Origin of the sequence: Aliiglaciecola sp. 3_MG-2023, assembly GCF_030548205.1 — a bacterium.
In the GTDB taxonomy this organism is placed as follows: domain Bacteria; phylum Pseudomonadota; class Gammaproteobacteria; order Enterobacterales; family Alteromonadaceae; genus Aliiglaciecola.
The window spans coordinates 215,604-230,880 of sequence record NZ_JAUORV010000002.1 but is presented as its reverse complement, the minus strand read 5'-3'; the positions used below and the strand labels follow the sequence as shown (position 1 = coordinate 230,880).

Genomic DNA, 15,277 nt, shown 5'->3' with positions numbered 1-15,277 from the left:
ATAGGAAATGACGTTCACTATGGTAATTGGTTTAGTCCCCGGCAATAGTGTCTTTTAAATAAGGAATAAACTCTTCAGCAACTTTTGCAATTTTTCGATTTTCTAAATGCAATAAAGTGACGTCAAAATTAAGTTTCGGAGCGAAAGAAGCGATGGCGATATTGTCCGATGTATTAGCTAAAGCGGTAGGCTTATCAACAACACAAAAGCCTAGGCCTTTGGTTACCATTCGCGCCGCAATAAAGTAGGTTTGCACTTTCATATGAGAAGAAAATTGTATTTTTTCTTCCATAATTCTGCTCCAAAGTAAGTCACCTAAAGGACCACTATCGGATATGTCAATGAATTCTCTGCCAGCTAGTTGAGCCAGGGTTAAAGATTCAAAAGGTTCATCGAACCAGGTTATGGGATACATAATCACAAGTTCCGAGTCTGCACATTTTAGCGCTGCCACGCTGGCCATTTTCCTAGGCGAATACAATAGTGCGAAGTCGCATTTATGTTCGACTAGGGCTTGCATGACTTCATCATTGTGGACAGTTTTAACTTCGAAATTTACATTGGGGAAATCTTGTAGAAAACTAACGATTGCTTCTGGAATTGCGTCAAAGCCTAGTGCTGGGGTGATACCCATTCGAATACTGCCATAACCCGAATTTTTTATGTTTTTTGCGGTATTGTTAACCGTTCGCATTTGTTGATATATTTTTTCAACTTCATCAAATAACATGTCAGCTTCGTTGGTTGGATAGAGACGTCCTTTTATTCGCTCAAATAATTTGAACCCAAGTTGCATTTCCGCATGGGTTAAGACCTTACTTACCGAGGGTTGCGACACATGCAAAATTTTAGCTGCGTTGGTCACTGATCCTGTCGTGTAAATTGCATGAAATACTTCTATGTGACGTAGTCTCAATGTATGTTTACCTCTTTAACGTGGCAATGAAGTGTACTCGTTCTCATTCTGACCCCCTTTCAAAGCAAAATAAACCGTTAGTAAAGGTCTTTAGGTAATGAACGTTAGGTATAACTGAATGACAAGCGCATTGGTAATATCAATAAAAAATGCGCCTACCAAAGGGACAACTAGGAAAGCTTGAGGTGAAGGACCATGTCTAGAAACTAATGCTTCCATATTCGCGACTGCAGTGGGAGTGGCTCCCAATCCAAATCCACAGTGCCCACCTGCCATGATTGCAGCGTCGTAATTTTTACCCATTACTCTGAAAGTAACAAAATAAGCAAATAGCATGAGTACGATTACCTGGATTAAAATGATAAATAGCATTGGTCCTGCCAATGCCGTTAATTCCCATATTCTAAGAGACATAAGCGCCATAGCTAGAAAAATTGAAAGGGCCATTGTTCCCCACAGGTCAATACAGGCTTTACTGATGTTATACAGTTTGGAAAATTCACATATATTAGTGACAGATACAGCAAACAGTAGGGGCAGTAAAAATGCAGGCAAAATTATCCCTGCATCTGCCAGTTTTAAGTGAGCAACATGGCCAATTGCCATACATAACAAAATAAAGAATAGGGTTTCCATCATCTTTTTGGGTGTCACTAAGTCATGATCCTCAGGACTAAAGGTAATAGTGTCATCAAGATTTTCGTGGAATTCGTCAGCCTTAAGATTATGTTTTTTAATTAATTTTTTACTTACTGGCCCACCCACTAAGCCACCTAACAATAAACCTATTGTTGCTGAGGCCATTGCAAGTTCAAAAACACTACTTGGCATATTGTATTGTTGTATAAATAAATCCGCATAGGTTGCTCCATTACCATGCCCACCAGAGAGCGTAACTGAACCACCAATTAATCCCATTAAAGGTTCTAGACCAGAAGCATAGGCAAATGAAACACCTACAGCATTTTGAACGATTAAATAAACTGAGGCTATGCCGAGAAATAACACGACTTTTGGACCGCCTTTCAAAAGTAAACTAAAACTCGCTCCTAAGCCTACAGTAGTGAAAAATACGGTCATCAGCGGGCTTTTGAAGCTCATATCGAATTGAAAGTGGAAATCAAATAAATAATAGGCAAACCCGGATAATACCGAAAAGATAATGCCACCCACGACGGGCTCAGGAATATTGTTGTTTTTTAAAAAACTAATTTTATTATTGCAAAAGTAACCTAAAAACAAAATTACCAGAGCAACTAGTAAAGTTTCTACTACGCTAGCGTTAAAATTCATATCTAATCACAAACCTTAAAAGTGTGATGTACATCGTCCTCACATAGATCTAGGTAAGGAATTGAGTGCATCACATAAACAGTAAACAAAAGATGCGAAATTTAAATTAGCATTTAACTCTATTGGGGTAAGTTACAATTAATAACACGAGGTATAGCCTTAGGTTATGAGTTGGCTACAATCCGTCAATTGATATGGGTAGGTGATCTATTCATTCTAGTTAAGTCAAATACCCAGGTGGAATTCCCAACATTAGAGATAACCGAATGCCTAAGTTAGTACTTATTTATTTTTTACTGTTATTTTCAAATTTACTGTATAGCCAAACTCTTTCGGCTATTGATAACGCAGCGAATCCAGAGGAAAGCAAAGCTAAAGCCTGCCATATAGGCCATGTGAAGCTTTTAGATGATTTTCCAACTGCACGTCTTGATTGGTGCGAACGCATTGGTGATAAAGGGTTTAGAATAAAACTTAAACCCGAAAATGTACCAATTAATTCTAGCCCTTGGTATGCATTTAAAATCGTGGCACAGCAGCCAACAAAAGTTCAAATCTTTATGGAAGTCGATGGATATAAACATCGCTACCTACCTAAGTTAAGTTCAGACCTAAGTACATGGTCGTCTGTGGAATTTCATGATGAGGGAAAAGTTCGTTCATTTATGGTCGAGGCAAATGTTTCGCCTCGTTATATTTCTGGGCAAGAAATTGTTGATAATCAAACATATATTGATTGGGCTAGCAATTTAAACGATACCAAAAATATTCATTACCAAATTTTAGGGCGGTCTGTACAAGGCAGACCCCTATATAAAATAGAATCTAAAACGAGTGGAACTGATAAATGGCTAGTTCTTCTCGGGCGTATGCACCCACCCGAGGTAACCGGTGCCTTAGCGCTTTTTCCCTTCGTTGAAACAGTATTAGCTGACACAACTTTAGCGAAACGATTTCGTGCAAAATACAATATCTTGATTGTGCCAAATATAAACCCTGATGGCGTTGCTATGGGGAACTGGCGACATAATGCCAATGGAGTCGATTTAAATAGAGACTGGAAGACCTTTGAACAGCCTGAAGTGCAGAGCGTGCATGCTTATCTTCAAGAATTAATACAAGCAGGCGCGACCTTGTCTATGGCGGTTGACTTCCATTCTACGAGAAAAGATGTGTTTTACACTATGCCAAGTAATTATGGGGTAAATCAGCCTTTCTTGGTGGAGAATTGGTTGAATTCACTCGATGCAAAAGTTGATGACTTTAGGGTTATACAGCAACCCGGTAATAACCCCGGAAAAGGTGTTTTCAAACAATATTTTGCGGATTTTTATCAATCTCACGCGATTACCTATGAAATGGGTGACAACACCAATAGAAACTTCATTGATGAGCTAGCGCAAGTAGCTGCAAACTCGTTGATGGAAACCATGTTGGAAAATAATAAGGAGTTAAAAGGTGACTAAATTATGCAAGGTATTGACCAGTGCTATTCTAGTGTTAATTGTGCTTACAGGTTGTCAGTCTGTTGATACAGAAATATTAAAAGCAGACTATCTAATTCAAAACGGTAAAGTATTTTTAGGTGACGGTTCTGGCTTACAGAGCGTTGATGTTGCAATTTGTGATACAAAGATATGTGCAATATTGCCTTCGGACGAAAGTGACAAGGTTAAGGCTGCTAATATCATTGATGCAAGCGGTAAAATAGTCAGTCCCGGATTTATCGATCCGCACACACATACTATTCAAGAATTACTTAGTAAGGACAAAAACAGTAACGTAAATTATCTTACCCAAGGTGTCACTACTGTCGTTAACGGTAATGACGGTGGTGGTGTGTATAAAATATCTGAAATGGCGGCTAAGCTAGAGCAAAATGGTATAGGGACTAATGTGGCTATGTTTGTGGGCCACAATGCGGTGCGTCAGGCTGTCTTAGGAAAAGAAAATCGTCATGCAACTGCAGCAGAAATCCAGAAAATGCAATCTCTGGTTCAACGGGCGATGGAGGAGGGAGCTATTGGCTTGTCCAGCGGATTGTATTATGTTCCTGGCAGTTACGCGGCAACTCAAGAAGTTGTTGAATTGGCCAAAGTGGCTAAACAATATGGCGGTATCTATGATACCCATCTAAGAGACGAGTCTACTTTTGATATCGGTTTCATTGCCGCCTTGCAAGAAGCCATAGATATAACTAACAAAGCAGATATTCATCTGCATTTAGCTCACATCAAAGCACTGGGAGTTGATGCCTGGGGACTCAGTGAGCAGGCTATTGATATTATAGAGCAAGCCCAGAAAAAAGGAGCAAGCATCAGTGCAGATCAATATCCTTGGCTTGCATCAGGCACTAAACTGCACAATGCTATTATGCCAAAATGGGTAATGGCAGATTCTCAGCAAGCTTTTTACCAAAGACTAAATGACCCGAAACTGGAAGCTCAGTTAATTTCTGAGATCACCGAAAATATTCGCCGTCGTGGAGGGCCTGACGCTTTGTTAGTTACTGCGTTTAAAGAAAAGGAAATAGTCGGAAAAACATTAGAACAGCTAGCTTTAGAATTACAAATGAGTCCGGCAAAAGCGGCAATGCAGTTAGTCCAAAGAGGTGCAATTAGAGTTGCATCTTTTAATATGTCTGAGCAGGACTTAACACGTTTTATGACGAAACCTTGGGTTGTCACTTCTTCTGATGGTACCAATGGACATCCGAGAAAATATGCGAGTTTTCCTAAAAAGTTTGAAACCTATGTAATGGCCAATGGGGTGCTGTCTGTAGAACAATTTATCCTTGGTAGTTCAAGTCGCACAGCAGAGATCTTAGGGTTAAAGGATAGAGGGTTGTTAAAGCAAAACTATGCGGCAGATATCATTATTTGGGACCCCAAGACGTATGGGGCAAATGCAGACTTTTCTGTTTGGAATCAACTATCAAGTGGTATTGAGACTGTCTGGGTAAATGGCTCTATGGTCATTAAAAACGGAAAGTATCAAGATAAATTAGCAGGTAAGTTTTTAAGTAAACCCCATTAGTTAATTTAATTTCAATAAATAAAGCTTCGATAATCTAATCTCGAAGCTTTATTTAGTGCCTTGAACATAAGGTCATTACCACTGTTAATTGTAACCTAAAACAAAAAACGCAGTTTCAGCTTCTTGTGGTTCTTCTAATTTAACTCGTTTCGTTTTCTCTGTGTCTATATCTAAAACCTTAGGTTCGGGGGTTTTGGTTTCATCTTTTTGCTCGTTTGTATTCATGGCGTTAGTCTCGGTCATAAATTCCTTCTTGTTTTTAGTAACTATCTAACAACAATACAGAGCGATAAAATTCTTAAATTAATTGCTCCTATAACGTTTGGTTAACATCTATCTACCCACGTTGCGTTAGTTTGGTTGATTTCCCTATATATGATTGCGTTAAGGTCTTTGAAGCGACTCGTATTTTTCGTATTTAGTATTGCTAACACTTCAGTTAATAAAAGCTAATTTACTCTACCTATAGCCGAGAGTTATAGGCAGTAAAAGCAATCTTATTGGTTATTGAACGCACAGCACTTTAGGTTAAAAGAACAATAAATAGAGACAAGTATCAACTATGTCTTGACTAAAAACCGACAAGTGGGAAACACATATGTTTAAACTAAGAAAAATATCGGAGTCCATGGTTATCGCGTTTAGCGGTTACTTAATCGCTAGTTCTTATGCTTTTGCACAAGAAGAACAGTCTAAAGATGTAGAACGAATCTCTGTCGTAGGCTCAAATATTAAAGGCAGCACAATGACAAGTGTATTGCCAATTACAGAGCTTAACGCTGAAGATATTGCGACAACAGGTGCGCTGACTGGTGATGAGCTTTTACGTTCCATTCCGCAAATTGGCGCGGTTGGATTTACTGGAACCCGAGGCGGCGATACTGGTACAAATGCGGCTCGCGGTGATATCGGCTCGGTTAATTTAAGAAGCATTGGGGAAGGTAATACATTAGTGCTTTTGAATGGACGACGAATGGTTAATCACCCTATTACCCAAACCAATTTTGGCGTTCCAGTCACCTCTGTGAACTCGAATACACTGCCTGTATCAGGTCTTGCTCGTGTAGAAGTGCTGCGCGATGGTGCAGGTGCACTATACGGAGCAGATGCGGTAGCAGGTGTAGTTAACTACGTAACTAAAACCGACTTTGAAGGCGCTAACTTAAATGTGCGTTTTGGTGCAGAGCAAGGTACTAATCGAAATGATTTTACAATATCTGGCAACAAAGGGATTGAGTTCAACGACGGCAAAAGTTTTTTAATGATTAGTGCTAACTATGACAAGAAAAAAGGAGTTATGGCGTCAGAAAATGATTTTTCGAGTAATCAAGATCTTCGCTCAAGAGCACCTGAAGAGTTTGCTGATGATACAGATTTCGATAATCGTTCTAGCTTAGAGCCTTGGGCAGATCTGCATTTCATTGGCCTCGACAGTAGCATCGACGACTACATTATACGTCCAGTCAATTACTTGTCCGACTCGGGTAATCAGGTTGATGCAACTTCTTGTGGTGGTGGGGCTTTGGCAAGCGGAGCGGGAGTTTTAGGTGATGTTTGTCTAGAAGCCGCTGGTAGTCACGACAGAGCGTTACGCCCTAACCGTAATGAAGAACGTACTTTAGTCCCAGATATTGATCGTCTGAATCTGTATGTGAATTTTTCTCACCAACTTACTGAAGAGCTTGAGTTTTACAATGAGTCCACTTACTACAGTTCAAAGACTGAACGTCAATGGGAGCAGTCTGCAATTTTAAGTAATGGTACTTTCGATGTGCCTGCTGATAGTTATTGGAATCCCTTCGGACCTGTTACCTTTGCTGATGGACGTGTTAATCCAAATCGAATAGCCGGATTAGATACTGGTATTGTTCCAGAGGAAGGCTTGGCATATAACCTGATTATTCGCCCTACTGATGTCGGCCCACGTCAAATTGAGGTTAAAAGCACCAGTTTTCGATTTCTAAATGGACTCAGGGGCACTTACAATAATTGGGACTGGGATAGCGGGCTATTATACAGTGAAGCTAAAACAGATGATAATATGAGTAATCGTATTAGTTCTCCTTTGTTGTTAGCGCAATTAAGTTTGGATACACCAGATGCATACAATCCATTTACTGGTGTGAATCCAAACGACCCTGCTAGTATTATTGATTTGTCACCAAACCCTCAGTCGAGTATCGACCCATTTCTTACGACCGCTCAGCGTAGTGCAACAACAAAGTTGACATTAGTTGACTTTAAAGCTTCCAATCCCTTCATATTTGAATTGCCTGGCGGCGATGCAGGCATTGCATTTGGTTTCGAATGGCGAAAAGAGGAGTTAGTTGAAGACAATAGTGATAATTTTGACGGTTCTACTCCTTTTGTTGAAGGAAACGCAAATCCAGTAAACGGCAGTAGTTTGCAAGGAAGTAGCATAAGGCTAGATGTTTCAGGTGAACGAAAAGTATTTTCAGCTTTTGGTGAACTTGCACTGCCTTTATTAGCCGACTTACCGGGTGTTTACAATTTAGATATGCAATTAGCTGTTCGTTATGAGGATTTCAGTGATATTGGTAATATAACTCGACCAAAACTTGCTTTGTCGTGGTTTCCAGTAGAGTCTTTCCAAGTAAGGGCCGCTGCATCTAAAGGATTTAGAGCACCAAATTTAATACAACTGAATTCACCTGGTGCGACTCTTACTACAAGTGTGGATGATTTCGCTGAAAATTCACTTGATGAAAATGGGGAGGTTGTAGTGAATACCACCACCTTATCTGATGGTGGTCCTGGAAATGGGAACTACAACTTGAGTACTGCTGGTAACACAGAGTTGAAGCCCGAAAAAAGTGAAAATATTAGTTTAGGATTCACATTACAACCGTTAGACGGACTAACCTTAACGTATGACTGGTGGGAAGTGGAAACCACCGACACTGTGGGGGTTTTGAGTGATGAAAATATTTCCCGCTTAGATCTTATTGCTCGAGCAAATGGATCTTCGAATCCAGATGTCATTCGAGGAGAAGTTGATGAAGATAATCCTCTAGGCGAAATTGTGCAAATAAACCGTCGCTATGAAAATCTCAATACTCGCACTATCACAGGGTACGATATCAGCGCTAATTATGTACTAAATACAACCTCAGGTAGGTTCGAAGCCATGCTAAATGGAGCACGAACACTCAAGTTTGACCAAGCTGCTGGTGGAGATGCACTCACTATTGTTAATGCTGGCGCTTCAGAAGATGTGCTGGGCTCTGACGTAGGCGACATTGTCGGTACCAGTAGCATTCCTGAATGGCAAGCAACAGCGTCATTAAAATGGAAATCGACAGATGATTTATGGGGCGCAGGCGTATTCGTTAAGTACGTTGGTGATGTACTGAATACAAGCGTCAGTAAAGTCGTCGATTCAAATACAATTTTTTATAATATGCCTTCTCAAACCAGAGTAAACCTATCTGTTACGCGAAACGACTTTCTCGGGTATGACGGGTTACGGTTTACCCTTGGAGTGAATAATCTAGCCGACAAAGAGCCGCCTCTGGCTGATACAGCTTTCGGCTATGATGGTTCATTACATTCAAGTAGAGGCAGGTATTTCTATACAAGCGCAAATTATAGTTTTTAATTTGATTATTTGAACAGGTCAATTAGGTCTAAGCTCCGGCTTAGGCCGTTGAAGGGAGGATTTCATGTGTATTAAAACCATTATAATGAGTATTTTGTTAACCACGTCTTTTGGCCTAATCGCCGAGCCTATCGAACAGCCTTACAACATTTCTGAGTTAGGTATCGCCAGATACCAAGATGTATTCCACCCTGTAGTCGGACAGCAAGGAATGGTATCTACACAAAATCGAATTGCAACCCAAGTCGGTCTCGATATTTTAAAACGGGGCGGTAATGCAATTGACGCTTCCGTTGCTGTTGCATTTGCATTGTCAGTCACCTTGCCAAGGGCTGGCAATTTAGGAGGGGGGGGATTTATGCTTTTTCATTCTGCCGACGCAGGTGAAAATTACGCCATTGATTACCGTGAAACCGCACCTACGGGGGTTACTGCTAAGCATTTCCTAACAAAGGAGGGAAAGAAAGATAAATCGTCCGCAACATCTTGGCACGCAGCAGGAGTGCCGGGTACAGTCGCTGGTATGTATAAATCATGGCAAGTATTTGGCAGTGGCTTGCTAACTTGGCAGCAGTTATTGCAGCCAGCAATAGAATTAGCGCAACAAGGTTTTATTGTTAACTACGATTTAGCGCAAATTCTAGATATGAAAAAAGATTGGCTAACGGAAAACAGCAATACCGCTGCCTCTTTTTATAAAGCTGATGGCAGTGGGTATCGTAAAGGGGATATCCTCAAACAACCGGATTTGGCGTGGTCTTTACGACAAATTGCCACCCAGGGAGCGGATGCTTTTTACCATGGTGAAATTGCTAAGAAAATTGTGAAGGATATGCAGAAACATGGCGGACATATCGAGAAACAAGATTTGGCTAACTACCAGGTGAAAATTAAACAGCCATTGAAGGGTAGCTATCATGGTTATCATTTTATAGGAATGCCTCCACCAAGTTCAGGCGGTGCTACCATTATTGAAATGTTGAATATTTTGGAACGTTTCCCTATTAAACAATGGGGCAGAGGTAGTCAGAGCTTACATGTAATGACTGAAGCAATGAAGCTGTCATTTGCTGATCGAGGAACTTACATCGCTGACCCAGATTTTTACAATGTGCCAGTAAACTGGTTAATAGACAAAGAGCGGACTAAGGGATTGGCAGCTAAGATATCAATGGATTCTTCAATAAACGCGCTGCAACTTAAAGGTGAGCGCTTGGTCGATGAAGGCCCTTCTACTACTCATTTTTCAATTGTCGACAAGCATGGTAATGCGGTTTCCAACACCTATACTCTTGGTTATTCTTTCGGTATTGGAAAAGTGATTGAAGGTACGGGAATACTACTAAATAACCAAATCCATACATTTTCTGTCCGCGCTGGGATTGAAGATGTTAAGGGTTTTATTGCAAGTAAAGCCAATAAACTGGAGGCAGGGAAACGCCCCGTTAGTTCTCAGTCACCGGTGATTGTGCTCAAAGATAATAAGCCATTTTTAGTGTTAGGTAGTCCTGGTGGTAGCAGAATAATTAACGTAGTCAGTCAGATGATCTCTAATGTGATTGACCATGATATGAATATTGCTGAAGCAACCAATCAACGTCGAATACATCATCAATGGATCCCCGACTTATTGGAAGTTGAACCAGGCTTTAACAAAGATACCATAAAGCTCTTGCAAGCAAAGGGGCAAAACGTAAAGGAAACTTATACTATGGGAAGTACTCAGTCTATTTTAATCAAAGATGGTTTGCTATTTGGTTCATCTGATCCTAGAAGACCAAATGCATCAACCCGTGGTTATTGATTGTCGTGTTCTAGGCTGAGTTGACCATCAAGTGAATTACTCATCACTATTGCCTGAACCAATTGTAGATTCGGCAATTTTGCGTTTTATTCTCGGGTGATAACTAGCTAAGGAATCATAACGACTGTGTAATTGCCGTTTGTTACATGCCTGGCTGTTTCATCCGATATTTCGCCTATGTTGATCACTGCTGGACCGGTTGGCTCAATTAAAACGTGCTGAGCGCCGCGAATATTGATGGACTCTTCATTTGGGCGCTCCCCTAAATTAACCGCTAGTAGTGCGTGATTGGGTAAATACACCATTGCCATGCTTAGATCTGGCAGCAGTGAACGCATTAAAGACGCTGTTAAGGTCGCTTTGCTATCGCAATCTCCTTTATTATTTGTGAGAACCTCAACAGGTGTGAAGAAGCCGGCACCATTAGAATCCACACGATTAGTTAGTTCATTGTACGGGATTGTTTGAATCCAACTCAGTAGCAGATTCACATAGCCACGGGTATCACTGCCTTTTTCTAGTTGTTCATATATAGCTTGAGCGGCGGGCAACACTATGCTGCGGCTCTCTTGAATGTAGCGGATATGATCTGGAATCACTCCCTCTTGGCCAACATGGTTAGTAAATCGGGTATAATGATGTTCATGCAGATAGTCATCAAAAGCACTTTGCTGTTTTTCCGACATGAGAGATTTCCACTTGTCTAGCATCTCCAGATGCCGACTAGCAACGCTTACCTCTAATTGTTCCCCGCGCTGTTGAATGCTAACGCGGGCTTCTTTTGGATCGATTTTTTGTGCTTGTTTCATGAGTTCAACGTAAACGTAACGTTGTGCAATTTCTGGTTTGAATACCGTTTGATTTTTATACTGATTTTGGGCGACGGTTTTATCTATTGAAAAAGTTAAGGATTTGTTTTGATTACCTTGGTCTACCCACTGGTAGGCGAAGCGGTAACTCGTTTCGTCTGACGATTTCTCAAATTGCAATTGTTTCGCATGTATAGGGGCTACGAGCCCCGTGATCATTAATATGCACAGATTAATCGATAGTGATTTCATTGGCATTCACCCTCTGTTTACCTTAAGCATAGTAGCGAATATCAGAGTTGAGGTTAAATTTGCCCTTTCTGTATTTTATGGCTAGTGAGTGCTTTGTTCCGTTGCAAACCAGTTTAATTTGTCCCGCAGAGTAACAACAGTGCCTATTATGATTAAAGATGGTGGCTTTATATCTGCTGCTTCAGCAACTTCTTGAATCGTAACTAGAGTACCGGTGACAACCTTCTGTTTATCTGTAGTGGCGGACTGTACCATGGCGATGGGCATATCTTTAGGCATGCCGTGCTCAATAAGCTTATCACGAATGATGGCCAGTCCAGTTATCCCCATATAAAAGACGATAGTTTGATTCTTTTGCACTAACGCAGGCCAATCTAGATCAATGGTATTGTCTTTTAAATGACCTGTAGCAAAAACCACCGATTGGGCATGCTCTCTATGGGTTAAAGGAATCCCTGCATAACTTGCTGCTCCGGTCGCTGCGGTAATCCCTGGTACTACCTGAAAGGCTACATTCCGATCGACAAGGGTTTCTATTTCTTCTCCACCCCGACCAAAGATAAAAGGATCGCCACCTTTGAGCCTGACGACTCTTTTGCCCTCTGTTGCTAGATCTGCTAGCAACACGTTAATATCTTGCTGAGGTAAAGTATGTTGGCTTTTTGCTTTTCCCACATAGATCTTTTCAGCATCTCGGCGAACCAACTCTAAGACTTCTTTGGATACTAGCCTATCGTAAACCACGACATCAGCTTTTTGCATTAAACGTAGGGCTTTGAAAGTGAGCAGGTCCGGATCACCAGGTCCTGCACCTACTAAATACACTTCACCGTGCTTTTTGTTTTGCTCATGGTTCGCCAATGATTCGGCAAACATAGCTTCTGCTGTTTGCGGATTCGTGTTTAACACTTGTTCAGCCACTGGGCCATCTAAAATATCTTCCCAGAAAAACCTTCGAGCAGTAACAGAGGATAAACGCCGCTTAACCTGATCTCTAAACTTTTCCGAAAACTCACCCAAGAGTGCGATTTTTTGGGGAATAAAAGACTCTAATTTTTGTCTTAAGTAGCGCAATAATACCGGTGCGACACCACCACTGCTCATCGCAATTACGATTGGTGAACGGTCGATGATAGACGGGGTTATAAACTTACACAGAGGTGTATTATCAACTACGTTCACCAAAATATTGGCCGCACTGGCAAGTTTATGAACCTGCTGATTCACGTCACTGTCATCTGTAGCAACAAAGATCAGGTCGCGTTGTTCTATATCACTTTGATGAAATTCTCTGGGTATAGTGGTAATTACCCCTTCCTCTGCAAACTGTTCAACCGTGTTGCACATCCAAGGTGCCACTACTGTTATCTCGGCTTTACTTTTAAGCAATAATTCTATTTTACGGGCAGCCACTTCTCCACCGCCTACCACGAGGCAATTTAACCCTTGAGTATCAATAAAAATGGGGAAATAACGCATATTGGCTGCCTGTATTAATCGTTAAAAAGTAGATTCTGCGTGAAATTCTATATATAGCAAAAGTATTAAAAGCGAATTGATAGTTCTTTTGGTTATTTAGATTTTAAATCAAAAAACCCGCCTTGTGAGCGGGTTTAGTATTTTATCGTTTATCGAATTTACGTGATTTACGCTTTGGTGGCTCATCACTCCACTCGCGAATAGCCAATCGTTGTCCGGCTACACGGGTTTTTTCAAGTACCCCAAATGTGTTGGCTGGCATGCCCTTAGGTAAGTCAACGGTACTAAAGTTATCGAAGATTTCGATGGCACCAATATTCTTACTGCTAATATTCGCTTCATTGGCTATTGCCCCAACGATGTTGCCAGGCTTAGCACCGTGAGAGTGGCCTACATCGATTCTATAACGCTGCATACCTTCATCTGGCTTACTACTGCGATTACGACCTCGGCCACCACGCTCTTCTCTAGAACCGCGATCTCTACCACCGCGAGGTGCACGCTCTCTCTCGTTATAAGCAGGTTTAGCGTTTAGATCAGGACGATCCCCTTCCTTAAGAATTAATGGCTCATCACCTTGGGCAATTTTAGCCAAGGCCGCCATAATTTTTTCTGGGGCCGCTTCGGTTTCTTTTTGAATGGACTCAACAATAGGAATTAAACTCTCGATTGAGTCATCTTGAATGGCTTCAATGACACTGGTTTTAAAACGTGACAAGCGAGTTTGATTGATTTCCGAAATCGAAGGGATCGGCATTTGCTCGATACTTTGCTTCGTTGCTTTTTCAATTGAGAACAACATGCGCTTTTCACGATGTGAAATAAATAGAATCGCATCACCTTGGCGTCCTGCACGACCGGTTCGTCCAATTCTGTGAACATAAGACTCAGTATCGTATGGAACATCATAGTTAATAACATGGCTTACGCGTTCAACATCAAGTCCACGAGCGACTACGTCAGTGGCTACTAGAATATCAATTTTGCCTTGTTTCAGACGATCAACGGTTCTTTCCCTGGCGTTTTGCGCAATGTCACCGTTCAAAGGTTCAACATCATATCCACGAGCGGAAAGTTTGTCGGCCAATTCCACCGTCGCTGTTTTGGTACGTACGAAGATGATGACACCATCAAACTCTTCCACTTCCATAATACGCGTTAATGCTTCTAACTTGTGATGCCCTGCAACCTGACAAAAACGCTGTTTTATAGTACTGGCTGTGCTCACTTTAGAAGCAATTTTTACATGTTTAGGATTGTTTAAATAGCGTTCCGCGATTTTTTTAATTGGCGCAGGCATAGTGGCTGAAAATAACGCGGTTTGGCGTGTATCAGGTGCATGGCTTAATATCCATTCTACATCGTCAATGAAACCCATTCGTAACATTTCGTCGGCTTCATCTAATACCAAAAAGCGCAACTTGTCGAGTTTAAGAGTACCGCGCTTGATATGGTCAATAACACGTCCAGGTGTACCAACAACCACTTGTACACCACGTTTTAACTGGCGAATTTGGTTGTCATAAGATTGGCCACCGTAAATCGGTAAAACGCGAATTTTTTTCGAAAAGCTCGCGTACACTTGAAACGCTTCTGCTACTTGAATCGCTAATTCTCGAGTAGGTGCAAGAACTAGAAGTTGGGTGAAATCAGCCTCAATGTCTAAATTCGCCAACATAGGTAGTGCAAATGCGCCGGTTTTGCCGGTTCCCGTTTGCGCTTGGCCTAATAAGTCATGGCCTTGTAATATTAACGGTATACTCTCAGCTTGAATCGGAGAAGGTTTTTCATAGCCAACTTTTTCAATTGCTTGCAAGAGCGCTTCAGGTAGATTAAGTTCTTTAAAGGTTATATCTGTCGTACTGGTCATTCATGATCCCTGGTTACCGGATAAGTAATTAACTGACATCAGCTAATTACAGCTAAACAGGCAATCTTGAAAAGTGCCTAAAGGCCGGTATTGATTAAAGTCGTAGTATATTAGATAACCTTATTTTAAGCCAACAAAGGTCTCATTTCAGGCGATAATTTTTTGTTTTTTAACTGACTATTAACGATGGTTTAACATT

Annotated in this window: 10 protein-coding genes; 4 read left to right on the top strand and 6 right to left on the bottom strand. The window is 41.1% G+C overall.

The annotated features are described in order from the left end of the window. Nucleotides 1–31: 31 nt before the first annotated feature. Together Q4574_RS03025 and gltS are read right to left on the bottom strand one after the other, a co-directional pair. Nucleotides 32–916: a LysR family transcriptional regulator gene (locus tag Q4574_RS03025; RefSeq protein ID WP_303471322.1), complete on the bottom strand. Its 885-nt coding sequence runs from the start codon at nucleotides 914–916 to the stop codon at nucleotides 32–34. A 90-nt stretch (nucleotides 917–1,006) separates the two neighbouring features. Further along, on the bottom strand, nucleotides 1,007–2,209 hold the full coding sequence (gene gltS, locus Q4574_RS03020; protein WP_303471321.1) for a sodium/glutamate symporter: 1,203 nt from the start codon (nucleotides 2,207–2,209) through the stop codon (nucleotides 1,007–1,009). Between the two features lie 266 nt (nucleotides 2,210–2,475). Between gltS and Q4574_RS03015 the strand changes: the two genes are divergently transcribed. Both Q4574_RS03015 and Q4574_RS03010 read left to right on the top strand, forming a co-directional pair. Beyond that, entirely contained in the window at nucleotides 2,476–3,675 is a 1,200-nt protein-coding gene (locus Q4574_RS03015; protein WP_303471319.1) for a M14 family metallopeptidase, read from the top strand. Then, nucleotides 3,668–5,245 carry an amidohydrolase family protein gene (locus Q4574_RS03010; RefSeq protein ID WP_303471316.1) on the top strand — a complete coding sequence of 526 codons (1,578 nt, stop codon included), beginning with the start codon at nucleotides 3,668–3,670 and terminating at the stop codon, nucleotides 5,243–5,245. Before Q4574_RS03015 ends, Q4574_RS03010 begins: the two co-directional genes overlap by 8 nt. Nucleotides 5,246–5,329: 84 nt before the next feature. Here the strand turns inward: Q4574_RS03010 and Q4574_RS03005 are convergent, their stop codons facing one another. Further along, nucleotides 5,330–5,488, bottom strand: coding sequence for a hypothetical protein (locus Q4574_RS03005; protein ID WP_303471314.1), 159 nt, complete (start codon nucleotides 5,486–5,488; stop codon nucleotides 5,330–5,332). 355 nt (nucleotides 5,489–5,843) lie between these two features. Here Q4574_RS03005 and Q4574_RS03000 point away from each other — a divergent pair, with 355 nt between their 5' ends. Both Q4574_RS03000 and ggt read left to right on the top strand, forming a co-directional pair. Continuing rightward, nucleotides 5,844–8,864: a TonB-dependent receptor gene (locus Q4574_RS03000; RefSeq protein WP_303471313.1), complete on the top strand. Its 3,021-nt coding sequence runs from the start codon at nucleotides 5,844–5,846 to the stop codon at nucleotides 8,862–8,864. 64 nt (nucleotides 8,865–8,928) lie between these two features. After that, nucleotides 8,929–10,668, top strand: coding sequence for a gamma-glutamyltransferase (gene ggt, locus Q4574_RS02995; protein ID WP_303471283.1), 1,740 nt, complete (start codon nucleotides 8,929–8,931; stop codon nucleotides 10,666–10,668). A 107-nt stretch (nucleotides 10,669–10,775) separates the two neighbouring features. Here ggt and Q4574_RS02990 read toward each other — a convergent pair whose 3' ends face one another. From Q4574_RS02990 to Q4574_RS02980, 3 genes are all read right to left on the bottom strand, one after another. Then, a complete protein-coding gene (locus Q4574_RS02990) occupies nucleotides 10,776–11,729 on the bottom strand; it encodes a hypothetical protein (RefSeq protein WP_303471279.1) in 954 nt (317 codons plus the stop codon). 81 nt (nucleotides 11,730–11,810) lie between these two features. After that, nucleotides 11,811–13,208, bottom strand: coding sequence for a siroheme synthase CysG (gene cysG / locus Q4574_RS02985; protein ID WP_303471278.1), 1,398 nt, complete (start codon nucleotides 13,206–13,208; stop codon nucleotides 11,811–11,813). A 142-nt stretch (nucleotides 13,209–13,350) separates the two neighbouring features. Then, complete coding sequence (locus tag Q4574_RS02980) at nucleotides 13,351–15,078, bottom strand: DEAD/DEAH box helicase (protein WP_303471276.1); 1,728 nt, start codon at nucleotides 15,076–15,078, stop codon at nucleotides 13,351–13,353. Nucleotides 15,079–15,277 lie beyond the last annotated feature (199 nt).

Excerpts from the sequence above, each read along its gene's own strand:
- Q4574_RS03005 (WP_303471314.1), bottom strand. The coding sequence starts at position 5,488 with ATGACCGAGACTAACGCCATGAATACAAACGAGCAAAAAGATGAAACC.
- Q4574_RS03000 (WP_303471313.1), top strand. The coding sequence starts at position 5,844 with ATGTTTAAACTAAGAAAAATATCGGAGTCCATGGTTATCGCGTTTAGC.
- cysG (WP_303471278.1), bottom strand. The coding sequence starts at position 13,208 with ATGCGTTATTTCCCCATTTTTATTGATACTCAAGGGTTAAATTGCCTC.
- Q4574_RS02980 (WP_303471276.1), bottom strand. The coding sequence starts at position 15,078 with ATGACCAGTACGACAGATATAACCTTTAAAGAACTTAATCTACCTGAA.
- Q4574_RS02990 (WP_303471279.1), bottom strand. The coding sequence starts at position 11,729 with ATGAAATCACTATCGATTAATCTGTGCATATTAATGATCACGGGGCTC.
- Q4574_RS03015 (WP_303471319.1), top strand. The coding sequence starts at position 2,476 with ATGCCTAAGTTAGTACTTATTTATTTTTTACTGTTATTTTCAAATTTA.
- ggt (WP_303471283.1), top strand. The coding sequence starts at position 8,929 with ATGTGTATTAAAACCATTATAATGAGTATTTTGTTAACCACGTCTTTT.
- gltS (WP_303471321.1), bottom strand. The coding sequence starts at position 2,209 with ATGAATTTTAACGCTAGCGTAGTAGAAACTTTACTAGTTGCTCTGGTA.